Here is a 23216-nt window from a genome sequence, read left to right as displayed (position 1 = left end):
TTAATTATGGAAATGTTATTTCAGAATTATTAAAATTTTAATTTGGGATAGCACTGCTACTTTTGTACAGCAAAATTGAATATACTTTCTGTACAATCCAATTATGCACAGGGTGAAAAAAGGGTGATTTGCTCAAGACGAACTTTTGTATTTTTTTTATACTGTACGTTTGTCCTATATTTATCAAATGAAAAAACTGCTCCTATTATTTTATATCAACCTATTTGCAAGTATTGCTTGGGGGCAACAAAAATCGTTAGCGGTAGAAATAGAAAAACAATTGCCACTTGCTTACGCCAATTCGGAAAATGGAATAAAGCAAATGCAAACCTGGCTGCAAAATGCAACCTCCATGCGTGACACACTGGCAATAATTGCAGCCCATCAATCGCTTTGCAAGTTGCACCTATATCAATGCAAAAATGAAAACGCATGGCAACAAATACAAAGCATGCAACCATATTGTATTGGCAATAATTTATTTGAGGCCAAACTTCTGTTGTTGCAAGCTCACTATTATTACTTCTACAAAAATGAGTCACAAGCATTTGCCAATCATAACAGGCTCTCATTACTGATGAAAAATATAAACGCTGTTGAGGTACAAATAGATTATGCCATGTACTTAGGTAATATGTATTACAACAACAGCGACAGTGCTCTATATTTTTATGAAAAGGCATCGCAATTAGCTGCATCAAAAAATATATCCTATGAAAAATCATTAGCACAAATTTCACTTGCTTATTTATTGAGAAATAAAAAGGCCGACTATATAAATGCACATCTATTTATAGATAGTGTAATAAATGTTAGCACCAAAAATGACTATAGCAATGTGTTGGCCGCAGCCTATAATGTAAAAGGCAGCATTTACCATAAACAAAGTGAATATGATTTGACCCTAAAAAATTTAACCAAGGCTTTGCAACTATGTAAAACCACAGAAAACATTGTAGGTTTGATTAATTGTTATGTCAACTTAGGCAATGTGCAAGAAAAAATTGGAAACGGTACAACAAACGAATATTATCTGCAAGGAATAGAATTGAGTATTAAACATAAATATCCTGTGCAGTTACCCCGTTTATATCAAAATTTTGCAGCAAGTATAGAGCTAGTTTATCCTGATAGCGGCATGCCCTATTATAAAAAGGCAGTTGCTGCAGCCCAGCAAATAAATGATAAGCATATACAGGCTTACGCGCTATTCAATATGGGCGAAATATTTGCCAAAAAAAAGCAATACGACTTAGCCCAAAAAAATATGTATGAAGCCTTGCATCTTTTTGAAGAACTAAACGAAACCTCTAATATGGGCTGGCTACTACCGTGCATTGTAAAGTTGGAGCAGGAAATAAATGAACCAAAAAAAACACCTCCTGCACAACTAAAGGCCATGCTTGATAAAGCACTGGCACTAAATGCCAATGGGAACAACTACGAAACACTCGAAGACATCTACCAGAGTTATATTACTATCTACAAATCGGAAAACAATTTTGCTATGGCCAATGCCTATCAAGAAAAGTTAATCTCGCTTAAAGACACAATTTTTAATTTGCAAAAGTTGAAAGATGCCATAGAACTTTCCGAAAAACTAAATGTTGCCGAACAAAAAAACACCATTGCTGCCTTAAATTTGAAAAACAATAAAACGCTTTACCAACGGAATATTACCATTCTTATATTTAGTTTTTTATGCATTGCCGGTATTGCACTTTATTTTATTAATAGAAAAAGAGTAGCGCGCAAAAATCAACTAAACTTACTTGCACAAAAGGATGCATTTCGCAATCAACTATCAAGCGACTTGCACGATGAAATAGGCACCATGCTTACCGGCCTTGCATTGCAGGCCGATGTACTGAGTGTGCAATCAACACCCAGACAAAAAAACGCGTTGCAGGAAATTAGCAGCATAAGCCGCCACGCCATGGAGCAAATGCGCGATATAGTATGGGCATTGGATAGCTCAAAAGATACGTATGATAATTTATTTGATAAGATGATAGCGCATGCAGAATTTCAATTGGGACTAAAAAATATAGTGCCCACGTTCGATATCGAGCACTTTGCAGGCAAGCAAGAAATATCTCCTGCAACACGCCAACACATCTATCTGATTTTTAAAGAAGCCATTGCCAATATTTTAAAACACAGCAATGCCAGCCAAGTAATTATTACTATGAAGCAAAACACGAACGATAAAACTTTATCTATAAAAGACAATGGCCAAACATCTACACCACCCAACAAAAACGGAACAGGAATTAACAGCATGCACAACCGTGCAAAAAAAATAAACGGACAATTGAATATCGCTACCACCCAAGGTTATGCCATCACCTTACATTTTAACTAACCAACAAAATGATAAACATCAGCATTATAGAAGATACCGAAATTATTAGCAAAAACTTAGTGGCATACATTAATGCACAGCAAAACATGCAAATAGTATTGGCAGCAAATAGCGTAGATGATTTTTTTGCCCAAGCAAAAAAAGAAAACTTTAGCAGCCATATTTTATTGTTAGATATAGGCTTGCCGGGCATTTCGGGGTTAGATGCGCTACCAACTATCAAAACAGCATTTCCCGATATGGATGTAATTATGCTTACGATTTTCGATGAGGAGCAGATAATTTTAAAATCATTGTGCTCTGGTGCGTGCAGTTATATCAGCAAAAAATCGCCCATCAACGAAATTACCGATGCCATAAAAATAGTATACGATGGTGGCTCGTATATGTCGCCAAGTATAGCACGCGAAATTGTAAAGCACCTTGTAAATACACGCAGCACCATTACCGATAATCTTACCGAACGTCAAACAGAGATACTAAAAAAACTTACCGAACGCAAGAGCTATCAGGTAATAGCCAATGAATTATTTGTATCGGTTGAAACAGTGCGCAGCCATGTAAAAAAGTTGTACAAAGTATTGCACGTGCACAACAAAACCGAAGCCATTGCAAAATACCTGGCACGCTAGCAGGGTGTGCAGGCATGATATAACTAAATGCATACAACCTGTTATAAAAAAAACAGTTCGGTCATTATTGCATTGTAACATTAAATATATATGCAAGCAATCAGGCAATCGAATTATTTCAGTGAATGTATACAAGCTTGCAAATTATCATGATTGAAGCCTGCTTTGACTTATGTTTTTCCCGTTATCAATTTTTTTAAACGCGGCATCAAAAATATTTTCTCAACAAGCAAAGCATCCCAACTTAAAACATTTACCTTAGTCAGCTCATTTTTTTAAACAAGATTGAATGAAAAGAATAACTGTATTTTTAATTTTCCTTACCTCATGGTGTCAAGCGCAACAGTGGGTAAACATGATGAACGATAACAAAACAAATTTTTACCAAACGCAGAAAGAATTTTACAACTACTATGAACAGGAGATGCGTAAACAAAACCTGTGGCATAAAAAGGTATTCCGATTTTTGAAGAAAGAAAAAGAACGCGAAGTACCGGGATATGAGCAGTTTAAGCGTTGGGAATATTTTATGACTCCACGCGTATTTCCTACCGGACGCAGACTTGAAGGAGATTTGGCATGGAAGGAATATTTTAAATACATTAAAAAACATAATCTCACCAGCGAAAAAATTGTAGGCAACTGGACCTCGTTAGGCCCAAGCAGCTGGCTTACCAATAGCTATAACCCGGGTCTTGGCCGAGTTAATATTTTTTACATCGACCCTAACGATAGCCTCAGTTGGTGGATGGGTACCCCTTCGGGTGGTTTGTGGCACTCTATTGATGCAGGTAATACGTGGATAAGCAATACAGATTCGTTACCAACATTAGGAGTTTCGGCAGTAGCTATTGCCAAAGGCAATAGCAATACCATCTACATAGGCACGGGTGATAAAGATGCTGGCGACACATACGGTGTTGGTATACTTAAGTCTACTGATGGAGGCATTACCTGGAACACTACCGGTCTAGCATGGAATCTAAATCAGGCTCAAAGGGTTACTAAAATTTTAATTTATCCCAATGATACCAATGCAATTATTACAAGCACAAACAATGGCATTTATAAAAGCACTGATGGTGGATTAACTTTCAACTTAGTTTTGGCAGGTAGTTTTCGCGATATCGAATTTATGCCGGGCAATGATAATGTGGTCTATGCCTGTGGTACCGAATTTTTCCGCAGTACTGATGGAGGCAATACTTTTAACTTGGTTACTTCCGGGCTGCCCTCTGCATCAGATGTTAATCACCTTCAGATTGGAGTTACTCCCCACGATTCAAATTATGTTTATGTAATAGCCGGTGATGACGCAACGAGCGGCTACTATGGACTTTATCGTTCGATAAATGGAGGGGTAAATTTTAGCTTACGTAGTAGCAATCCTAACATACTTAGCTATGCGCTTGATGGCATAGGAAGCGGTGGGCAAAGCTGGTATGACTTAACCATTGCAGTATCACCAACCAATAAAAATCATGTTTTTGCCGGAGGCATAAACTTATGGAATTCGCTGGATGGTGGCACAACATGGGATATTATATCACACTGGTATTACCCAAACAACCAAATAGTGCCTTATGTACATGCAGATCAACACTGTTTAGAATTTTATAAAAACAAACTAATAGTGGGCTGCGATGGTGGAGCATTTTATAGCGATGACATGGGAACTACCTGGAATGATAGAACAGCCGGTGTAGTTATAACACAGTTTTACCGTTTGGGAGCCTCGGCAACTAATGAACATAAAATTATGGCAGGTGCTCAGGATAATGGCAGCAACTTTTATGATCGTGGACAGTGGACCCATGTACTTGGTGCAGATGGAATGGAAGAAGCCATTGATCCTACAGATACAAATACCTTGTACGCTTGCGGACAAGGAGGTTGGTTAAACCGAAGCATGGATGCAGGCATAACCATGTCAACCATTTCGCCTGGCGGTGCTGGAGGAGGCAATTGGGTTACACCTTATATGCTCGACCCATCGGATAACAATACCATTTATGCCGCATATGGCGAGCTATGGAAAAGTAATGATAAAGGTGATAACTGGAATCAGATTTCGAATTTTAATTCGCAAAGTAACCTTGACTTTTTTAGTGTGGCGCCATCCAATAGCGATGTTATTTATGTTACCAATAATGACTCTATATTTTATACAGATGATGGTGGTGCAACTTGGCAACAACGCACACCACCCAATGCAGGCTTTATTACTTATTTATGTATTGATCCAACAAATGCATCGCGTGTATGGGCCACTTATTCTAGTGGAGGCAATGGCAAACATGCTGTACACTCTCCCGATGCAGGCATTACCTGGACAGACATTACAGGCAACTTGCCCAACGTGTCGGCCAATTGCATTGTATATCAGGCAGGATCGGATGATGGCTTATATGTTGCCACCGATATAGGTGTGTTTTATAAAGATACGCTGTTAAGTAATTGGCAACCTTACTGGCAAGGGATGCCTATAGTTAACATTTCTGAACTCGAAATATTTTATCCCACTAACAAAATACGGGCAGCTACTTATGGACGTGGAATATGGGAAAGTGATTTATTCATAAGCAATCAAGCCCCGCCTCAGGCTAATTTTACTTCCGATCGTCAAAGCATATGTCCTGCTGATAGTGTACATTTTTACGATGCATCTATAAACGCCTATCAGGGGTGGCAATGGTCGTTTACCGGAGGTGTGCCTTCTACCAGTACGCTTGCAAATCCGGTAGTGCACTATCCTACTGGCGGAATGTATGATGTACAACTTATAGTTTCAAATCCATTTGGAACGGATACTATTACCGTTACAAACTATATTACCGTTGCCATTCCTGCTTCGCAAAGCATACCCTTTGCCGAAGGTTTCGAGAATATGTTTCTGTTACCTGACTGGCGCCTAATAAATGCGGATGCTAACATGACCTGGATAATACGTAGCGTAGGCGGCTTTGGAAAAAGTATTAAATCAATTTTTGTAGACAACTATGCTTATAATAGTGTTGGCGCCAGCGATGTGATACTTACTGCACCATTCGATCTTACAACGATAAGCAATCCCCTACTCTCGTTTGATGTGGCCTATACTAACTTTCCCGGTTATTACGATACGCTTAAAGTGTTTTACAGTTTTGATTGCGGTGTTACACGAACGTATATCTTCAATAAAGGAGGTGTTGACTTACTCACTACACCTACTACACAGGCTTATTTTATTCCGGATAGCAATGAGTGGATGAATTACCAATTATCTTTAAGCAGCATTGCTACGAGTACCAGTGTTCAATTCGGATTCGAAAATATTAATGGTTACGGCAACTGCTTGTACATTGATAATATCAATCTTGGGCAGCCAACCTCATTGCCACAAGGCAATAAGAACAGCGCTATAAAGATTTATCCTAATCCTGCAAATGGACAATTGCATATTAATGGAGCAACAAAAAATTCCACCTGTCAAATTTTTGATGCTAAAGGACAATTGGTATTAGAGCGTCAGGTTTCTGAAAATATTGTTCTTGATATTTCGATACTGCTGAATGGTATATACACCATAAAGATTGCAACCGGTACCAGTGAATTCAATACCAGATTAACGGTGTTGCATCAGTAATAAAAATGATTGGTATTAGCTAACGCATCGACTTCTGTTGGAGGGTAACATATGTATTGTTATGTGCTTTGGTATGTGTTGTGGAATAGGTCGAAGAGATGGAATGCTGCCAATCAGAACATTTTTACTCAATACGAACTGACCTTTAAAAGTGCACATACACTAGGTTGTGATTCAATAAGTCTTGTTTTTCCTCTCTAATTATTTGTCAACCAAATCACAATATGTTGTGATTTTATCTGAATTATTGAGAATAAAAACTATTTTTACCACCTAAATCACACTATAATGTTAGCTAAGCATCTTGGGGAAATAATAAAACACAGAAGAAAAGAGTTGAACATTACGCAACCACATTTAGCTGAATTGGCAAAAGTGAGCATCAATACTTTGTATAAGTTGGAACGCGGACAAGGTAATCCATCATTGGATGTGTTGAGCAAACTGGCAGAAATTATGGGAATGGAATTTACACTTGAAGTAAAAAAGAAACATTGAATAAATGAGAGCAATGGAAATATACCGCAATGGAACTTTAGCAGGAACACTAACTGAAGTAAATCGTCAGCACTTTGTATTCAGATATGACGACCATTATTTTAGTAATGCAAATAAACCAGCCATAAGTTTAACAATGCCCAAAACTCAAATGGAATATAGCAGCAAGTTTTTGTTTCCATTTTTTTATAACATGCTAAGCGAAGGGGTAAACAGAAAGTTGCAATGCACTCAACTGCGAATTGACGAAGAAGATAATGTTGGGCTACTAATGGAAACAGCACAGTACGATACCATAGGAGCAGTAACAGTAAAACCAAAAGCAAATAAATGAACTTAGACGAACTAAAATATTGTCCGGGAACTTTGGCGGAGGGTTTTACTACTTACAGCCCAAGTTGCTTACGCAATTTGTTTAGCGGCAAAAAGGTAAGTCATGTTTTGCCCTATGAACATCCACAGCAAAGCGAAGAAGTTACAGAGCAATTTATAGAAAACCGCAAGCGTATATCCATCTCCGGTGTGCAGGAAAAACTAATTTTTGTACTCGAAAAAAAATACTTGCGTCTGACAAATAAAGGAGAACAAGGGACTTACATACTCAAACCTATACCACGAGATTTAAAGAAAGTTGAGCAGGTTCCGGCAAACGAACATCTGACCATGCAAATAGCTAAACAAGTTTATGGATTAAACACAGCAGAATGTGCGATGATATTTTTTAAGAATGGCTCGCCTGCATATTTAACCAAACGATTTGATATAAAAGAAGATGGTGGAAAGTGGGGCAAAGAAGATTTTGCAACACTGGCAGGGAAAACAAAAGACAATGCCGGAGCCAATTTTAAATATGCGTACAGCTATGAAGAAGTTGGAATGCTGATACAAAAATATGTTCCGGCCTGGAGAGTAGAAATAGAAAAATATTTTTCGTTGGTGGTATTTAACTTCCTGTTTTCGAATGGCGATGCTCACTTGAAAAATTTTTCACTGCTCGAATCATCTAAAGGTGATTATCTGTTAAGCCCCGCTTATGATTTACTTAATACAAGGCTACATGTGGACGATGCTGACTTTGCTTTGGACAAAGGATTATTTGCCGATAGTTTTAAAAGCAAAGACTACAAAAAAAATGGACACCCTTCCAAAATTGACTTTATAGAATTTGCAAATAGAATAGGTGTAACAGAAAGCCGAATCGAAAAATTAATGAAACCCTTTTTAGAAAAGCAAAACTTAATGGAAACATTAGTAAGCCATTCTTTTTTAAATGATGTAAACAAGAGAGGGTATATACTTATGCATAACAAGAAAAGAAATTATCTGACAAAATAAGATGTTACCACGCTATTGCCTTTAATGATTTATTGGGAGAGGATGGGAAGAAAAATTTTTGCAAAGCAAAACTAAATAAATCTGTAGACTCAGAAATTGGGCATGCCTCAAAGAGGCTCGCTTATCAATCATAGTATCGCCAAACTAAATTAACTTAATAGTTTTCGTGTAGTTCGCAAAAGCATTGTGATAATTTGGAAATAGTCAATTTGCACAAGTTGTTTGTTGATGAGTAATTTACTATCGGTGCCTGCAAGTTTCTTATAAAGCCACTCTGCTATAAGTTCTACGTGGTCTTCTTCTTTAAATGTGAGGAATAATTTAAGACTCTCAGAAAATCCTATTTTTTGATCTACATGATCCTCCTCAATATACAAATATCCCTGTGTTCCTTTAATATGAATCTTATCTGCTCTTCTTATCAAGCGGTAATGTGTTTCGAGTAATTTATATTTTAAGTCCTTATCCTTTGTAATTATTTCAAAAGGCAAAGCGTTTGCCGCAAAAACTGAATTCACTTTTAGGCTGTTAATCTCTTGCTGATAGACACTATTCTTATCACCAAAAAACACCTCCATCTTACTACATAAATCGCTAATCTTTTGAAATTGATCATTCATTAGTGCCAACACTACCTCGTCTTCGTAATGTTGAAACTTATCAGGGTGATACTTTGCAAACAATCTTCTTTTCAATTCCTGAAATTCATCACTTTGCATTTGGAGCAATGGCTTACCAAAATACTTTAATATGTCTGATTGCTCCTGCTCGGTTAATGTCATAATAAACTTTTTTCAACCTTTATTTTGATGCTAATATAGAAAAACAAAAACAGGATTAAATTCCATTATAGTACATTTAACAGAACATGCGTCCATGTTTACTTTGCAATAAGTTTGTGCATGGCTAATCAAAGAATAGTAATAGTGAACATGTAAAAGATTGATTTACTAAGGAGATGAAACAAAAAAGCCATCATTGCTGATGGCTTTAGTTTTTTGGTGATCCCGCTGGGACTCGAACCCAGGACCACTACATTAAAAGTGTAATGCTCTACCAACTGAGCTACGGAATCGCCTGTAAATACGGGTTTAGAAAACTTTTTGGGTAACTATTTCCGGATTTTGAGGGTGCAAAAATAGATATTAATTCATTTCTTCAAAATAATATTTGCACATTTATTCACAACCTGAGCGCATCCTAAAAAATATAAACTTGCTAAAACTTTGATGTTGCAGGGGTATTTCTATTTTTGCGCCCCGAAAAATCAATTGAAAAAAAATATATTATGAGTGGAGAGAAAATTAAAATAGCAAACGGCAAACTGATTGTGCCTAATAATCCGATAATACCTTTTATAGAAGGAGATGGCACCGGGCCGGATATATGGAGAGCAAGTGTACGTGTGCTTGATGCCGCAGTTAATATGGCTTACAATGGCAGCCGAAAATCGAATGGCTTGAAGTGCTTGCAGGTGAGAAGGCATTTAATAAAACGCAAAACTGGTTGCCCGATGAAACCCCTTTGATACCATTCGCGAATATTTGGTTGCAATAAAGGGCCTCTAACTACGCCTATCGGAGGTGGTATACGTTCGCTGAATGTAGCACTGCGTCAGATTTTGGACCTCTATGTTTGTTTACGTCCGGTGCAATATTTTACGGGAGTGCCTTCACCGGTAAAATTTCCCGAAAAGGTTGATATGATTATATTTCGCGAAAATACCGAAGATATTTATGCCGGTATAGAATTTGCTGCCGGTAGCGATGACAATAAAAAATTTCTTGATTGGTTTAAAGGTGCCTTTGAAAAGGAATTTAAGAAAATACGTTTTGGCACCGAAGCATCAGTAAGTGAATGGATACAGCAAGCCGGTGATACATCGAGTGAAAACAAAGTAATGGTAGGTATTGGAATCAAACCTGTTTCGCAACAAGGTTCTGCACGATTGATACGCGCAGCTATAAAATATGCAATTGATTACAAACGTAAGAGTGTAACCATTGTGCACAAAGGCAACATTATGAAATTTACCGAAGGTGGATTTTTATCGTGGGGTTATGCCCTTGCTGAAAAAGAATTTGGCTCAGATGTGTATACCTGGAGTCAGTGGGAGCGTACCAAAAAGATAAAGGAGAAGCAGCAGCAAACGATGAACAAAAGGCAGCTTTGGCTTCGGGAAAGGTTTTAATAAAGGATGCTATTGCCGACATTACCTTGCAACAAGTTCTTACCCGCCCCGAAGATTTTGATGTGATAGCAACGCTAAACCTGAATGGCGATTACCTGAGCGATGCTCTTGCTGCTCAAGTTGGGGGAATTTTGGAATTGCTCCGGGAGCTAATATTAATTATGTAACCGGCCATGCCATATTTGAGGCAACCCATGGCACTGCTCCCAAATATGCTAATCAGGACAAAGTAAATCCGGGCAGTATAGTATTGAGTGGCGAAATGATGTTGCGTTATTTGGGTTGGACAGAGGCTGCCGATCTTGTTTTAAAAGGATTAAATGGTGCCATCGCAAACAAGAAAGTTACTTATGATTTTCATCGTTTGATGGAAGGAGCTACTTTAGTAAAATGCTCAGAGTTTGGCGATGCCATTATTGGCAGCATGTAATTTGAAGATACAAACAGTACAATGTATAAAGCCGGAGGTTTGGTGCCACCGGCTTTTTTCCCCTTAATAAAAACGAAAAGCTAATTTTATAGTGTGTAAAAGTTAGTAATGGTTTGTATGATGGGTACAAAATATAGCAGCAGCCATGCTGATAAAAAAAGATGGTAATTACCTGAAATAAAAAAATGAGGGTAAACCCTTGCCATTGCGATTGCCTTATTAAAATAATTTTCTTGCAACAAAGGACATTGCGCCAATACCAAGCCCGCTATTAAACCAATAACAGGACCCGAAACCAAGGGTAACATGTGTGGTGTACCAGGTAGATTTTGAAAATGCTTGGTGCAGTTGCGGATTGTTTTTGAAATACATGTCGAAGAATAACTTTTGGCAGATAGCATTAAGTAATCCCCAAATAATACCAATAAGCAAAGCATGTACAAATAAGCGGTCTACTGTATTTCGCGCAAGGATAAGTGCAGTAGCTATGGCAAAGCAAATCCAAAGGTAAATCTCTATCTTATGGGTGTACCCTAATACAGATAACAATCCCATTATTACACCTGGTGCTACACAGTATGATTAATTTCCAATTCATTTGGGTTAGGAAAAAAGGCTACACAATTTTAAAAATTCTTCGTCTGTTTCAGCTATAAGTTTATTAACAATTTCTGCGCATGGCAGTATATCATGAACAAGTTCAACCGATTGGCCGGCACTCCACAAACTTTGATAGTTGCCAGGCATAATTGCCCTTTCAAGTTTTTTTTTGCTCCGCGATACTGCACCAGAGCTTTAAAATATTTTTTGGTTTGCTTGTTAGCATTTAACCAGCGCTCGATAAAGTTTTGTCTGTAGCCAATGCTTTTGGCATAGTCGGTATTAATGATACTGCAGGGAGTACCGCTCAATCGCTCAGTAAGAACAATGTCGCCCATGCCTGCATCAACAATAGCCTTTTATATTCCCTTACAACCGATGCTTCACTGCTAGCTATAAAACGTGTTCCTATCGAAACGGCATCGGCTCCTGCTGCCAGGGCGCTTAATATACTACTGCCATTAGCTATGCCCCCGGCTGCAATAACCTGCTTGTTGGGGTAGGCGCTTTTTAATGCGGGTACCAATACACTCAAAGGATATGGGCCTGCATGACCACCTGCCCCCTGCCCTACTGCTATAAAGCCATCGCAACCGACAGCTGCTGCCTTATGTGCATGCATCATGTTAGTAACATCGCAATATACTTTTGCCCCGTAGGGTTTTACCTCTTCAATCACATGTTGCGGGCTACCTAGCGATGTGATGTATAAAGGAACTTTAGCCTGCTTGCAAATTTCCAAATGCTTTTATAAAAAATGTTGGTTTCCTGCAAATCAGATTTACACCAAGCATTCCCGAATACACAATTTTGTCCAAACTTAAAAGACGTTGAAGCACTTGCTTCAGATCATTATCATTACGGTAATTTAAAGTTGGAAAACGTAGCGGCAATGCCGCTGCAAACCCCTCGCGCATCATAGACTCATTTGATACCAGAAACATTGGTGCCATTTCAATGGGCGCACGTAGATTTTAATGATTGTGAAAAAACAGTTTGCAAGATGCCTTATTTTTAGCAAAGGAAATCCTTTAATGCAAAAATGAAACATGCATTGCATTTATTTTGCAGCAATGTTCACAACAAGAATCACACAAGTAACCGCTTTTCCGTTTTAAAAAATTCTTGAAGGTTCCTTAAACTAACATTGTTGGGTGCTAATGAATCTCACTATTACCAATTCGCTTTAAAGCGGGAATCCAGAAAAAATTTTAGAAAGTAATAGAAGATAATAGTTAGATAATCCTACGTTCGATAGCTTTACTTACTGCTTCGGTAGCACTATGTACATGCAACTTTTCGTAAATCTTACGAATATGCGAATCAACGGTATGGTAACTGATTTTAAATTATCGGCAATCATTTTTATAGCTCATACCCTTCACTAATAATTGCAATAATTCTTTTCACGTTCGGTAAGGTGGTATTCTTCTTGTGCCTGTTTTACAGGGGTAACCATGCGCAGTTGCTCCTAATACCTTAGCGGCAATGAGCGGTGTCATTGGGCTACCTCCTTTGGAGCATCTCTTATGGCTTGCACTATTTGTTCGGAGTCAATTTTAAGAATGTAACCTGAGGCACCTGCACAAATTGCATCAAAAAATGCGGTCGCCATCTTCAAACACAGTTTGCATAATAATTTTAAGATTGGGAAATTTAGACTTCAACAGCCGCACGCCTTCTATACCGTTTATGCCCGGCATAGCAATATCCATTAATACAACATCGGGCAATGTTTGTTCTATACGCTTAATAACATTATTGCAATCAGGAAATGAATTTACACACAACATATCCTCTTCTCCATTTATCAATATCTCATACATATCACGGATATCAGCAAAATCATCAAATGCTACTACTCTTATTTTTTCCATTCCTGCTATTTTTGGTACAATAGTATAGAAGCACAAATATAGCTGCAATAGCGACAATTCGTGATAAGACGTTACACAAACTAAAAACCCAATCGAATTATTTTAATGAAAAAAATTAAAATGCACCTTTGCACAAATTAAAAAAAAACATAGTTGCGTTACTTTGCCGAAATACGATATAATGGCTTTGCTTATTGTGGCTGGCAAGGGTGCAGCAAAATGCAAAACCATACAAGAGGCAGTAAATAAGGCTTTAACAACCCTACTTGGATCAAATTGAGTATATTGGTTGTGGCCGTACAGATAAGTGTGCATGCCACACAATATTATATTCCTTTGACACGAATCAAACAATCGATTCCTTTCGATTTATCTATCCGTTTAATTCCATAGTTGGATATGATATAGCCATGTTGGGACTTTACCCGGTTGATGATGGTTGCCATGCAGTATTGGTTTGATGCTACCTCGCTGTTATCATTATGTAATTACTCATTATAAAGATCCTTTTCTTAATCATCTTGCATTATATCAATACGATCAATTAAATCTTGCGCCAATGAATGAGGCATGCCAACTACTAAAGGAGCATACAGATTTTAAAAGTTTGAGCAAACAAACACGCAAGCAAAAACCAACCTTTGTAGCATTCAGCATGCACAATGGGTCAACGTTGGCGACTTTACTTACTTCAGAATCGAATCGAACCGTTTTTGCGCGGTATGGTTAGAGCACTGGTTGGTACTATGCTCATCATTGGTCGTGAAAAAATGACGGTTGCCCAATTTGAAAACATATTACATGGTCGCGATCGAAAACTTGCCGGAGAGAATGAAGAACCTTATGGACTTTATCTTTCAGGAGTTAACTACCCATTTATTAACAATAAGTATATACGTTTGCCCTGGATGCTTGGCAATACAAATTAATCATGGATAGCAAAAACAGCGGTAAGGCGTTCGACTTTAATTTACTTAAGCAAGTAATGTTGGCTGTGAAACCATACAACTCCACGTTTATTGTTACCGTTATTCTTTACACTTGCTCTTGCCTTGCTGTCACCCTTAAGGCCCTATATTGCTCAGATAGCGATTGATGAATATATCCGCAGGGCAACAAACACTCGTTGATAGTTTGTGTGATATTAATGCTTGGTACTGCTTTGATTTCTTCGATATTGCAATTTCTATACACTAACAACACGAATTTTCTTGGGCGGCAGGTAATTGAAGATATCCGAAAAAGTTATTTCACCGGTTATTGCACTTCCGTACTTCCTTTTGATAAAACTCCCATAGGAGTTACTGTTACCGATTGATAAGTGACATGGAAACCATTGCAGACATTTTTACCGATGGCCTACTACTAATTATAAGCGATTTACCTGCAATTAGTAGCCATCATTGCTTTTATGTTTTATGTTGATTGGCGCTTGACCTTAATATCGTTAAGTACGATACCTGTGTTGTTAATTGCTACCCGCATTTTTCAAAAAAATATAAAAAGAACATTTAATGATGTGCGCAATGCTGTTGCACAACTAAACACATTTGTACAAGAGCATTTATCAGGTATTCGGATTGTTCAAACTTTTAATCGTGAGCAGCAAAGAGTATAAAAAATTTAAAGAGATAAATGCCCAACATCGTAAAGCTAATATTCAATCTATCTGGTATTATTCCATTTTCTTTCCGGTGGTGGAGTTGCTTAGCGCTACTGCTATAGGCCTGTTATTATGGTGTGGTATTCTGCAAATGCTTGATACCAAACCATCGTTCGGGATTATTGTCTCGTTTATCATGTACATCAACTTGCTCTTAGGCCAATACGTGAGTTGGCAGAGAGGGTTTAATACTCTACAAATGGGTATGCTTAGCAGCGAACGTATTATAAAACTAATTGGTGCTGATGAACAAACACAAATACAGGAAAGACAGGTGCTACAAACATTCGCGGGAAAATTGAATTTAGAAATGTTTATTTTACTTACCAATATGATAATACTAAAAAAGATGCTGATCAAAATTGGATACTTAAAAATATAAGCTTTACCATACAACCCGGAGAAATGGCAGCTTTAGTAGGCACAACCGGCTCAGGCAAAACAACAATTATCGCGTTGCTCAATCGCTTTTACGAAATACAAAAGGGCGAAATCATGATTGATGATATACCCACATTCAACATTATGAACTGCATAGTTTGCGCGCAAAAATTGGGCTGGTACAGCAGGATGTGTTCTTGTTTTCAGATAGCATTTACAATAACATTACTTTTTTGAAAATGGAATTAGCAGGCTAACTGTGGAGCAAGCTTGCAAAAGTGTAGGCCTGCATCCTTTTAATACAGCAATTGCCGGGAGGTTTGGAATTTAATGTACAGGAGAGGCACACAATTAAGTGCAGGTCAGCGTCAGCTACTAGCCTTTGCACGCACATTGGTGGCTAATCCAACTATATTTATTCTTGACGAGGCAACTTCTTCTATTGATAATGAAAGCGAAAAATTAATTTCTAATGCAACACAATCGCTTATGGCCAACCGAACAAGTGTTGTAATTGCGCGCAGGCTTACTACCATACACCACGCTACGTGCATTTACCTGCTTAGTAAAGGCGAAATCAAAAGAACAGGGAACCCATAATGAATTGATTAATAAGTGGATTGTACAGAAATTGTACGAACTGCAGTTTGAAAATAATTTGTAATAAAGGTAATTAAGTTTATGTTACAGTGCTACTCAATAAGCAAGGCATCTTGTACAAAATTTCGATAGACTGCTAGCTAGCATTTTGTGATTGGTGAAAATGCTAATCTCAGGCAGAAAAATATTATACACCTTGTGTAAAACATATAAATTTAAATCTATACTTTTACCATACCGTATTCTTAATTGTAACAATATAATTATTTATCTAATGAAAAAAATTAATCAACTTGCTGGGCTAAATTTTAGCACACTGCACACTGTTACAACGGTGCTGGTTTAAGTTGGACCGCTATATGTACAACTACATTTAACACAGCTGATGTTATACCTGATAAGTTAGCCATCGTACCTTATACAATAAATGGACAAAATCATTTCCGAGTTTTGTGTGGTTTAGTTAACAAAACATACAACACACTCCCAAAGCTTGTGGAAATATTTAATTCTGAATTTCCTACTTGCACGAATACCTTAGTAAACAACAACCCGTGTGGCACTAATCCTGTACCTACCGATATATTTACTAATATGTATTTAGACTTACTGGATAAGACCGATGGAGGAGTAAATTCAATAGAAGTAAATCCTTGGCGTCATACTATTTATTTAAGTACTGCCTATCAACCAACAAGTACAGGGCCTGTTACGGGCAGGGTATATCGTGGTAGTTACAATCCTTACACGGGTGATGTTGATGATTGTTGGAGCGATATTACTGGTAATTTACCAAATAAAGTTTGCGTTGCAATAAGTAGCAATGCAAGTAAAAAGGAAGCTTGTAGCGAGAATATTTTTGCTTGTGTACGTGGGCTTGGAGTTTGGAAGTGTGATATTGTGAATGAATTTGATGTAAACGATTATGCACAAAATCGTTTTTATGAAGTAAATAATGACATAGTAATTGCTTCAAATACAACAATCACATTGACAGGCTGTACCTTAGCCATAGCTACCGGAAAAAAAATTACTGTGGAGCAAAATGCGACATTAATTATTGAAGACAATAGCTATTTATATGCCTGTGGCGATATGTGGCAAGGCATTATAAACAATGGAGGCACTGTAAATATTACAAACTCATCAACTATTGAAGATGCAATAGAAGCTGTGCACAATCAAAACAACGGTATCCTATGACATTACCAACAACACCTTTGCCGGCAACAATACCGATTTGTTTTTAGATCAAGGCAGTTATTCAAATATGAAAATAACCGGCAACACATTTACAAATGCCGCAGGGCCACTTACCAAAGCACCATACGCAGGCATTGCCCCTGCACACCACATACGATTGAATAATGTTACTGCCCTCGAAATTGGCGGCTACAGTGGCCGAAAAGAATATTTTTAACCGCAATTTGCTTGGCATATTGGCAACTGGCTCTACTTTTAATTGTTATAATAATACATTTAATAATATTGGTAAATTGCAGTATGCCGCCAATGCAATACCCTCGTGGACAAAACTTTATTACTGTGCTGCAATTACCGCAGTATCTTACAATAACACCCCCACTGTAAATATTGGTGACCAAAACAAAACAAACACCTTCACCAATTGCGATTTTGGAATATTTGTTGCTGGTGGCAAAACAACACGCATCACCCTCGATGCCCTGTACAACACTTTTGAAAATTGCATTACAAGCATTTACGCACTTAATGTAAATGGTACTCCTACTACCAACACCCTAAACATTAACAACAATTCTATTACCAAAACACCATTAGGTGGAATAGGCATTCGTGTAGATAATTTGCGATTAGTCACTATTGCCAATATAAATAAGAACATGATAAACCAAAACGGATTTTACGACCCTACAGCTTATGGTAGAAGTGGAATTGATGTGCAGAATTTTTTACCTACTGTGGTGACGTTGAATGTTGAAGATAATTTAATTCTCGCAATGTAGCTTATGCTATAAAGTTGCGAAATTTACTTGGGTTTCAAAAGTGTGGCAATGGCGCACGGTTTTAAATGTAATAAAATACAATTAATATTACAAAACCGATTTTGATATTGAATGGCAAAGACAAATATGGTATGCTAATGTACAAAATTGCCAATTTGCTTGGCTATGCAATAACAACCAGTTTCGTTTGCACAAACCCGATGTAACAAGACTAGTTTAGTTACAGGAATAAATATTGAACGAAAATTCTATTAATTACTTTGGTAGAAAACAAAACTGAAAATGGTGGTGCGAGGTATTTCTTTGAAAGGCGAGTGTACAGGCACAGTTTTATTTTAATACAATGGCAAACTGTTGCCGCGGTGCATACCTTGACAAGGTGCTGCAACTCCATAAGTCCAGGCAAGGTACAGCTGGTGCTAGTTGGGGAAATAAATGGGTTAATAATGACCCAGCAATTCATTGGCAAGAGTGGATGGGATGAATGTGAATGCCAGTTGGTACGCCCCATTATGGTTATACGACTTCATGAATTTGACCTTTGTTCACCTGGTGCCTTCAAATCCGCAATACGTAACTGTACAGCCGTAAATAATACAATAACAAGTTGTATAGCACCGCTGATGTGCGATAAGGATACATCGAGAGCGCAATGTATTTGAAGAAACAGCATGAACTATATGGAACGACCCCGACTCTGCATATTTTCGAAATGCTGCCGAAGAAGCATTTTTTGATGCTGCAAATTTGGACACAACTATATTTGATTAAAATGTGACCAAGATGCTATTTATTTGATAAACAATTACACTCAATTGAATCAAACGATGGCAAGTATGATTTGGTGCGGAGTTTGTACAAAGTAACTGACGGTGATTGATTACTGCAAATTCAATTGTGGATGCACTGATGCAAGCAAATGATAAAACAAAATAAACAATTTGTATTAAGAGTGTTGCATTAAATAAATATTGATTCTATTTTGGACGATGGCGACCATTACAGCAACAACTTAAGATTGCCTTAGCCCATCCGTTTTATGGTGGCGAGGCTGTGTATTGGGCAAGAGCGATTTCCATATTGATGTGGTAGATATTTTGCCTCCTTTGAGAAGAGGGCGACCAAAAATTCAAAAACAAATGTAATTGAAATTGCAAATGACTTATTATCCAAACCCTGCAAAAGATTATGAGCTATTTAATTAGAAAAAATAAATCAGATAAAATTGAGTTTAGAAGATTATTGATTGCAATTGGAAAAAATTAATGAGATTGCAAATTGACAATACTAAAACGATAATTAGCACAACCAGTTGAAGCAATCGTTTATTTTATTCATTGTATATATAATGGAATAAATACAGATTCCCAATAAACTAATTTTAATCAAATAATTATCACTGGTGCTGCATTGTAACAACCTTTTTTTTAATTATATAAAATGAAAAGTATTTATTTGATAACTTATTTGCATTTGTAAATTTTGTACAGCAAAAAATGAATGGTAATTGGTTATTTGGTGACAGTGCAGGTATTGACTTTAAATTCCTAATCCGTTGTTCCATTTGCATCGTAGTTGGTCGAGGTAGTTGCACATTCTTTCTGATTCAAATAGCGACTTCAATTTTATAGCTAAATACTGTAACAGGTTTTGTGACTACCGTGTAGCATAACAAATGATACAGTTGAAAATGGCACAATATAATTGGTATAGGAGTAGCATGATCAAATTATTTTTGATGCAACAACTTAGATGATACAAATTTATTATTTTATTTTCCTAGTGGTGTTTATACTGTAAAGGGTTTTTTATTTTTCAATACTTGATATTAGCAAATGGTGGCCTAGGAAAAGTAATTGCCAAAAAATGCCCAATTATAGTCAATGATTGGGTTGACGATTGTTTAATAGCTATACAAAGTGGTAATGGCCGCGACTGGTGGATAATTACAAAAATTCATGATGCTGGTTTTACTTATATCAATCGTTTTTATGTTTACTTGGTTTCTTCAACAGGTATTTCGCCTCCCATAATACAAGACTTTGGCAACGCCGTGGATAGCGATTTGCAAAAAATATATTTCAACAACCCAGGCAATAAACTGATGAACATTAACATTACTGGTTTAATGACGGAGTACAATTTTGACCGATGCACAGGCATTTTATCAAATCCCAAATTGTTTTTCCTGAACAAAGTACAAACATTGATAGATGGTTTTGGGAAGGGGCTTACTCGCCAAATGATAGTTTGTTTTATGCAACAAAATTGTGGAATGTATTTCCAAAAGACACTTCAATGCTATTGCAATATAATTTATTCGCAACTGATATACCTGCAAGTTGTGATACATTGTATGAAATAAAATAATCCAGTTACTTTAGGCGCATTCCGCTTGCCCTGATAATAAAATGTATATTACTAGTTGGTACGATTGGGGTTTTCCAGCGTATCCATACCCCGATAGTGTACGCAATATGTTTAATGAAAATCTTGGCGTAATAAATTATCCTGATAGCATTGGTAAGGCATGTAATTTTCAACCATTTAGTTTTAATCTTGGTGGTAAAAGAGTTTATGCAGGTTTGCCCAACAATCCCAATTATAGTTTGGGGCGGTTGGTTGGGAGTCCTTGTGATACGTTGCAGTGGGTGGGCACGCCCGAAACCCCAAACCCCCAAGGGGCTTTAAGAACATGCGCATCAATCCCAATCCATTTGGCCTCAAAAATAAATATTGAGTTGAGTGATTTTAAAAATGCAAGTTATGTTTTAAAAATAGTGGATGCAATGGGTAAAGAAATTTGGCAACAGGAGATTGTGAAACAAAAAACAGAAATAGATTTAGAAAAAATAAAACAGGGAATTTATTTTGTTATGCTGAGTGGTGGAAATGATATATTTACAGGGAAAATAATAAAGATGTGAAAATGCGGCCTTCGCTCACCCGTTGCCCTAAAGGGCGCAACAATGGCGTACAATTGAAAATTTTGTTTGTATAAGTGGCTGGCTCCCCTTCAGGGCTAAAAAAAATAAATTAAAAAAAAATAAAATTATGAAAAATCTCATTTTGGTATTTCTCTTTTTTGCAATGTTCATTGCAACACAAAAAGCAAAAGCCCAAGCCTGCAATTTGCCCATTATGAATATGCACACCGTGTATATTTTCACAACAAAAACCAACCACACTATGGAAGAAGTAATGGGAACAAAATTAAACCCCATGTTATTCAATTTCGTGTTTGTAAAACTGCAGCCGAACTAATGAGCTTAAAAAATTAGCAAGAGAAAATAAATTGCAATCTTCTGTTTTTGTTTTTTTTAGTAACGGTAAGGCTATACGTTACTGCAATGTGGAGGAGTTTGCAAAGGCTGTTGAGAATAAAATTGAGCTTAAGGTTGAGGAGTAGGGTTTTGATTGAAATAAATAATTATCCTTCGTAAAAATTAACGGGTATGCAATACAATTCTCAATTCGCTATAGCGCCACAAGCGAGGACGCTTGCGGGAGGAGAGGATACTGTTTATTTCGATTACCTTGACGATGAAGCGTATTACCGTGCAGGCAATAGAGATAGTTGCTTGCTCAACTTGGCTGACACCAGCGACCAAGCTTATTTGGAATATCTTTCGATACTTCAAGCTAAAGCAACATAGGCAAATTTGAAGATGTGCGCGATTACATAGCCGCCAAGAATAAGCAAGCGGCTCAGATAAAGTAAGTGCGATGAGCACGAATAATCAAATCAATACCAATTTAAAAGTACTCCGCCAAATTTATCTCGACCATGTAATAGATAACGAGCAATTAGAATTAGATTCTGCGACTCGCGCACAACTTGAAAGCATCGCTTATCAAAAAGCAATTGAAGGCGGTGAGGCGGTTTACATAGCGCGTGCTATGTTGCATTTAGATTTGGAAGATTATTATTTGTTAGGATTGCGTAAGGCTGATGTGACAGAAATAGCAACAAATTTAAATTTAGTAACGATTAAAGTAAATCCAAACCCAGCTAAAAAGCTAGATTGAGGGTTTCAGTAATAAAAGCTTTAATAAAAACTAATTATTGCGGATATATATGGTAGGACAGTTTCTTCAACTTATGCAATGGAAAATACATTATCCTAAAAATGGTGATAAACTCAATTCCAAATGGTGTTTACATTGCACAGTTGTACAATTTAGATTTAAGTATTGGTAACGCAAAATTAATTATTTCGAGTAACCTATAGGGCATCATTTTGATGCCCTTTTTTTAAAAATAATAATGAAAGCACTTTGGGTTTTGTGGTTTTTATTTATTCTGTTTAGTAGTGGCCAAAACAGAAATTCAGTTTGGGTGTTCGGTGATAGCTGTATAATAATATTTGATACAATAGGCGTAAAAATTGATTCTTCAATATGTGTTTCAAGAGGTAGTGCGAGCAGTGTGGCAGATAAAAAGGTAAGTATTTATTTAGTATAACAGGGTCCATTGAGGCATTAAATGCACAATATCCTCAAGCTGCAAAAGTTTATAATTCGGAAAATAAAATAGCTGTTGGTGGTGATAGCTTAGTTGGCACTGCATGGTATAGGGAGTATGTAGCAGTTCCTATTCCAAATGATATAAGTAAATATTATATGTTTAGTGCTGGAGTTACTACGGTTCGGTTTTACTATTCAATAATTGAGCATGAGCCAAGATAGCGGGCGTGGTGCTGTCATTCAAAAAATGTACCCTTGCAAGGCACTAACTTTATAGCATCGGATGGCTTAGCGGCAGTGCAACATGGCAATGGCAAGAGATTGGTGGCTGGTTGTGAGAGAGTGGACAAAACCACCTTACGATAGTGCTTTTTATTTTTATTTAGTTACACCAGATAGTGTTTATTTGCACCATGAGCAACATATTGGTGAGGCTATTGTTGATAATGCAACCACTGTTCAATTTTCGAAGATGGAAGTAAATTAATTTGCATGGAACGAAGGGGTTTATTAACTGTTTTTGGTTTTAACAGATGCAATGGAGAACTAAGTAATGATTAAGAATTG

At 37.1% G+C, this 23216-nt stretch carries 26 protein-coding genes, 1 tRNA gene and 2 pseudogenes; 23 read left to right on the top strand and 6 right to left on the bottom strand.

Annotated features, from left to right (window positions below; all coding sequences use genetic code 11):
- The first annotated feature begins 187 nt into the window (after positions 1 to 187).
- The 6 genes from IPO27_08365 (at position 188) to IPO27_08340 (ending at position 8455) form a co-directional block, all read left to right on the top strand.
- Positions 188 to 2365, top strand: coding sequence for a hypothetical protein (locus tag IPO27_08365; GenBank protein ID MBK8846534.1), 2178 nt, complete (start codon positions 188 to 190; stop codon positions 2363 to 2365).
- 8 nt (positions 2366 to 2373) lie between these two features.
- Complete coding sequence (locus IPO27_08360) at positions 2374 to 2997, top strand: response regulator transcription factor (GenBank protein MBK8846533.1); 624 nt, start codon at positions 2374 to 2376, stop codon at positions 2995 to 2997.
- A 289-nt stretch (positions 2998 to 3286) separates the two neighbouring features.
- A complete protein-coding gene (locus IPO27_08355; protein MBK8846532.1) occupies positions 3287 to 6622 on the top strand; it encodes a choice-of-anchor J domain-containing protein in 3336 nt (1111 codons plus the stop codon).
- Between the two features lie 288 nt (positions 6623 to 6910).
- Complete coding sequence (locus IPO27_08350) at positions 6911 to 7120, top strand: helix-turn-helix transcriptional regulator (protein MBK8846531.1); 210 nt, start codon at positions 6911 to 6913, stop codon at positions 7118 to 7120.
- Between the two features lie 4 nt (positions 7121 to 7124).
- Positions 7125 to 7454, top strand: a complete 330-nt coding sequence (locus IPO27_08345) for a HipA N-terminal domain-containing protein (GenBank protein MBK8846530.1) — start codon at positions 7125 to 7127, stop codon at positions 7452 to 7454.
- Positions 7451 to 8455, top strand: a complete 1005-nt coding sequence (locus IPO27_08340; GenBank protein ID MBK8846529.1) for a HipA domain-containing protein — start codon at positions 7451 to 7453, stop codon at positions 8453 to 8455. The genes IPO27_08345 and IPO27_08340 overlap by 4 nt, the downstream gene beginning before the upstream one ends.
- Before the next feature lie 149 nt (positions 8456 to 8604).
- On the opposite strand, the gene IPO27_08335 is transcribed toward IPO27_08340, so the two are convergent.
- Positions 8605 to 9237: a hypothetical protein gene (locus IPO27_08335; GenBank protein MBK8846528.1), complete on the bottom strand. Its 633-nt coding sequence runs from the start codon at positions 9235 to 9237 to the stop codon at positions 8605 to 8607.
- Positions 9238 to 9454: 217 nt separating this feature from the next.
- Positions 9455 to 9530 (bottom strand) — tRNA-Lys (locus IPO27_08330).
- A gap of 213 nt (positions 9531 to 9743) precedes the next feature.
- Between IPO27_08330 and icd the strand changes: the two are divergent.
- Positions 9744 to 11076, top strand: a pseudogene (gene icd, locus IPO27_08325) (NADP-dependent isocitrate dehydrogenase).
- A gap of 219 nt (positions 11077 to 11295) precedes the next feature.
- Here the strand turns inward: icd and IPO27_08320 are convergent.
- From IPO27_08320 to IPO27_08305, 4 genes and pseudogenes are all read right to left on the bottom strand, one after another.
- Positions 11296 to 11631: a hypothetical protein gene (locus IPO27_08320; GenBank protein MBK8846527.1), complete on the bottom strand. Its 336-nt coding sequence runs from the start codon at positions 11629 to 11631 to the stop codon at positions 11296 to 11298.
- 48 nt (positions 11632 to 11679) lie between these two features.
- Positions 11680 to 12629 (bottom strand): annotated as a pseudogene (locus IPO27_08315) (nitronate monooxygenase).
- A 282-nt stretch (positions 12630 to 12911) separates the two neighbouring features.
- A complete protein-coding gene (locus IPO27_08310; protein MBK8846526.1) occupies positions 12912 to 13019 on the bottom strand; it encodes a hypothetical protein in 108 nt (35 codons plus the stop codon).
- Positions 13020 to 13271: 252 nt separating this feature from the next.
- Positions 13272 to 13553, bottom strand: a complete 282-nt coding sequence (locus tag IPO27_08305) for a response regulator transcription factor (GenBank protein MBK8846525.1) — start codon at positions 13551 to 13553, stop codon at positions 13272 to 13274.
- Between the two features lie 266 nt (positions 13554 to 13819).
- Between IPO27_08305 and IPO27_08300 the strand changes: the two genes are divergently transcribed.
- The 16 genes from IPO27_08300 (at position 13820) to IPO27_08225 (ending at position 23136) form a co-directional block, all read left to right on the top strand.
- Entirely contained in the window at positions 13820 to 14014 is a 195-nt protein-coding gene (locus IPO27_08300; GenBank protein ID MBK8846524.1) for a hypothetical protein, read from the top strand.
- A gap of 98 nt (positions 14015 to 14112) precedes the next feature.
- Entirely contained in the window at positions 14113 to 14283 is a 171-nt protein-coding gene (locus IPO27_08295; GenBank protein ID MBK8846523.1) for a hypothetical protein, read from the top strand.
- The gene (locus tag IPO27_08290; GenBank protein MBK8846522.1) at positions 14276 to 14482 is read left to right on the top strand and encodes a hypothetical protein; all 207 of its coding nucleotides are present in this window, start codon (positions 14276 to 14278) and stop codon (positions 14480 to 14482) included. Before IPO27_08295 ends, IPO27_08290 begins: the two co-directional genes overlap by 8 nt.
- 2 nt (positions 14483 to 14484) lie before the next feature.
- On the top strand, positions 14485 to 14649 hold the full coding sequence (locus tag IPO27_08285) for a hypothetical protein (protein MBK8846521.1): 165 nt from the start codon (positions 14485 to 14487) through the stop codon (positions 14647 to 14649).
- A gap of 315 nt (positions 14650 to 14964) precedes the next feature.
- Complete coding sequence (locus tag IPO27_08280; GenBank protein ID MBK8846520.1) at positions 14965 to 15171, top strand: hypothetical protein; 207 nt, start codon at positions 14965 to 14967, stop codon at positions 15169 to 15171.
- Positions 15152 to 15598, top strand: a complete 447-nt coding sequence (locus IPO27_08275; GenBank protein ID MBK8846519.1) for a hypothetical protein — start codon at positions 15152 to 15154, stop codon at positions 15596 to 15598. Before IPO27_08280 ends, IPO27_08275 begins: the two co-directional genes overlap by 20 nt.
- A gap of 23 nt (positions 15599 to 15621) precedes the next feature.
- Positions 15622 to 15834 carry an ATP-binding cassette domain-containing protein gene (locus IPO27_08270; GenBank protein ID MBK8846518.1) on the top strand — a complete coding sequence of 71 codons (213 nt, stop codon included), beginning with the start codon at positions 15622 to 15624 and terminating at the stop codon, positions 15832 to 15834.
- A gap of 93 nt (positions 15835 to 15927) precedes the next feature.
- Positions 15928 to 16197 (top strand): ATP-binding cassette domain-containing protein, encoded by a 270-nt coding sequence (locus IPO27_08265; GenBank protein MBK8846517.1) that lies wholly within the window; start codon positions 15928 to 15930, stop codon positions 16195 to 16197.
- Positions 16198 to 16692: 495 nt separating this feature from the next.
- Positions 16693 to 17400 (top strand): hypothetical protein, encoded by a 708-nt coding sequence (locus tag IPO27_08260; protein MBK8846516.1) that lies wholly within the window; start codon positions 16693 to 16695, stop codon positions 17398 to 17400.
- Positions 17369 to 17617, top strand: a complete 249-nt coding sequence (locus IPO27_08255; GenBank protein MBK8846515.1) for a right-handed parallel beta-helix repeat-containing protein — start codon at positions 17369 to 17371, stop codon at positions 17615 to 17617. Before IPO27_08260 ends, IPO27_08255 begins: the two co-directional genes overlap by 32 nt.
- A complete protein-coding gene (locus IPO27_08250) occupies positions 17565 to 18182 on the top strand; it encodes a hypothetical protein (protein MBK8846514.1) in 618 nt (205 codons plus the stop codon). Before IPO27_08255 ends, IPO27_08250 begins: the two co-directional genes overlap by 53 nt.
- Positions 18183 to 20004: 1822 nt before the next feature.
- Complete coding sequence (locus IPO27_08245; protein ID MBK8846513.1) at positions 20005 to 20547, top strand: hypothetical protein; 543 nt, start codon at positions 20005 to 20007, stop codon at positions 20545 to 20547.
- A 46-nt stretch (positions 20548 to 20593) separates the two neighbouring features.
- The gene (locus IPO27_08240) at positions 20594 to 21109 is read left to right on the top strand and encodes a T9SS type A sorting domain-containing protein (protein ID MBK8846512.1); all 516 of its coding nucleotides are present in this window, start codon (positions 20594 to 20596) and stop codon (positions 21107 to 21109) included.
- 528 nt (positions 21110 to 21637) lie between these two features.
- Positions 21638 to 21838 carry a hypothetical protein gene (locus IPO27_08235; protein MBK8846511.1) on the top strand — a complete coding sequence of 67 codons (201 nt, stop codon included), beginning with the start codon at positions 21638 to 21640 and terminating at the stop codon, positions 21836 to 21838.
- Between the two features lie 70 nt (positions 21839 to 21908).
- Positions 21909 to 22211: a hypothetical protein gene (locus IPO27_08230; protein MBK8846510.1), complete on the top strand. Its 303-nt coding sequence runs from the start codon at positions 21909 to 21911 to the stop codon at positions 22209 to 22211.
- Positions 22212 to 22953: 742 nt separating this feature from the next.
- Positions 22954 to 23136 carry a hypothetical protein gene (locus tag IPO27_08225; GenBank protein ID MBK8846509.1) on the top strand — a complete coding sequence of 61 codons (183 nt, stop codon included), beginning with the start codon at positions 22954 to 22956 and terminating at the stop codon, positions 23134 to 23136.
- The last annotated feature ends 80 nt before the right edge of the window (positions 23137 to 23216 follow it).

This window comes from Bacteroidota bacterium, from assembly GCA_016714535.1.
In the GTDB taxonomy this organism is placed as follows: Bacteria; Bacteroidota; Bacteroidia; order AKYH767-A; family OLB10; genus JADKFV01.
The sequence above is the reverse complement of the archived record's forward strand: the minus strand, read 5'-3'. Positions and strand labels throughout refer to the sequence as shown.

Bases quoted from the DNA above. Each gene is read 5' to 3' on its own strand.
- IPO27_08355 (MBK8846532.1), top strand. From the start codon at position 3,287: ATGAAAAGAATAACTGTATTTTTAATTTTCCTTACCTCATGGTGTCAA.
- IPO27_08340 (MBK8846529.1), top strand. From the start codon at position 7,451: ATGAACTTAGACGAACTAAAATATTGTCCGGGAACTTTGGCGGAGGGT.
- IPO27_08225 (MBK8846509.1), top strand. From the start codon at position 22,954: ATGGCAATGGCAAGAGATTGGTGGCTGGTTGTGAGAGAGTGGACAAAA.
- IPO27_08320 (MBK8846527.1), bottom strand. From the start codon at position 11,631: ATGGGATTGTTATCTGTATTAGGGTACACCCATAAGATAGAGATTTAC.
- IPO27_08365 (MBK8846534.1), top strand. From the start codon at position 188: ATGAAAAAACTGCTCCTATTATTTTATATCAACCTATTTGCAAGTATT.
- IPO27_08290 (MBK8846522.1), top strand. From the start codon at position 14,276: ATGGTTAGAGCACTGGTTGGTACTATGCTCATCATTGGTCGTGAAAAA.
- IPO27_08240 (MBK8846512.1), top strand. From the start codon at position 20,594: ATGTATATTACTAGTTGGTACGATTGGGGTTTTCCAGCGTATCCATAC.
- IPO27_08335 (MBK8846528.1), bottom strand. From the start codon at position 9,237: ATGACATTAACCGAGCAGGAGCAATCAGACATATTAAAGTATTTTGGT.
- IPO27_08295 (MBK8846523.1), top strand. From the start codon at position 14,113: ATGAATGAGGCATGCCAACTACTAAAGGAGCATACAGATTTTAAAAGT.
- IPO27_08270 (MBK8846518.1), top strand. From the start codon at position 15,622: ATGGCAGCTTTAGTAGGCACAACCGGCTCAGGCAAAACAACAATTATC.
- IPO27_08360 (MBK8846533.1), top strand. From the start codon at position 2,374: ATGATAAACATCAGCATTATAGAAGATACCGAAATTATTAGCAAAAAC.
- IPO27_08265 (MBK8846517.1), top strand. From the start codon at position 15,928: ATGTACAGGAGAGGCACACAATTAAGTGCAGGTCAGCGTCAGCTACTA.
- IPO27_08305 (MBK8846525.1), bottom strand. From the start codon at position 13,553: ATGGAAAAAATAAGAGTAGTAGCATTTGATGATTTTGCTGATATCCGT.
- IPO27_08285 (MBK8846521.1), top strand. From the start codon at position 14,485: ATGGATAGCAAAAACAGCGGTAAGGCGTTCGACTTTAATTTACTTAAG.
- IPO27_08250 (MBK8846514.1), top strand. From the start codon at position 17,565: ATGTTACTGCCCTCGAAATTGGCGGCTACAGTGGCCGAAAAGAATATT.
- IPO27_08345 (MBK8846530.1), top strand. From the start codon at position 7,125: ATGAGAGCAATGGAAATATACCGCAATGGAACTTTAGCAGGAACACTA.
- IPO27_08235 (MBK8846511.1), top strand. From the start codon at position 21,638: ATGCAATACAATTCTCAATTCGCTATAGCGCCACAAGCGAGGACGCTT.
- IPO27_08280 (MBK8846520.1), top strand. From the start codon at position 14,965: ATGTTTTATGTTGATTGGCGCTTGACCTTAATATCGTTAAGTACGATA.
- IPO27_08350 (MBK8846531.1), top strand. From the start codon at position 6,911: ATGTTAGCTAAGCATCTTGGGGAAATAATAAAACACAGAAGAAAAGAG.
- IPO27_08230 (MBK8846510.1), top strand. From the start codon at position 21,909: ATGAGCACGAATAATCAAATCAATACCAATTTAAAAGTACTCCGCCAA.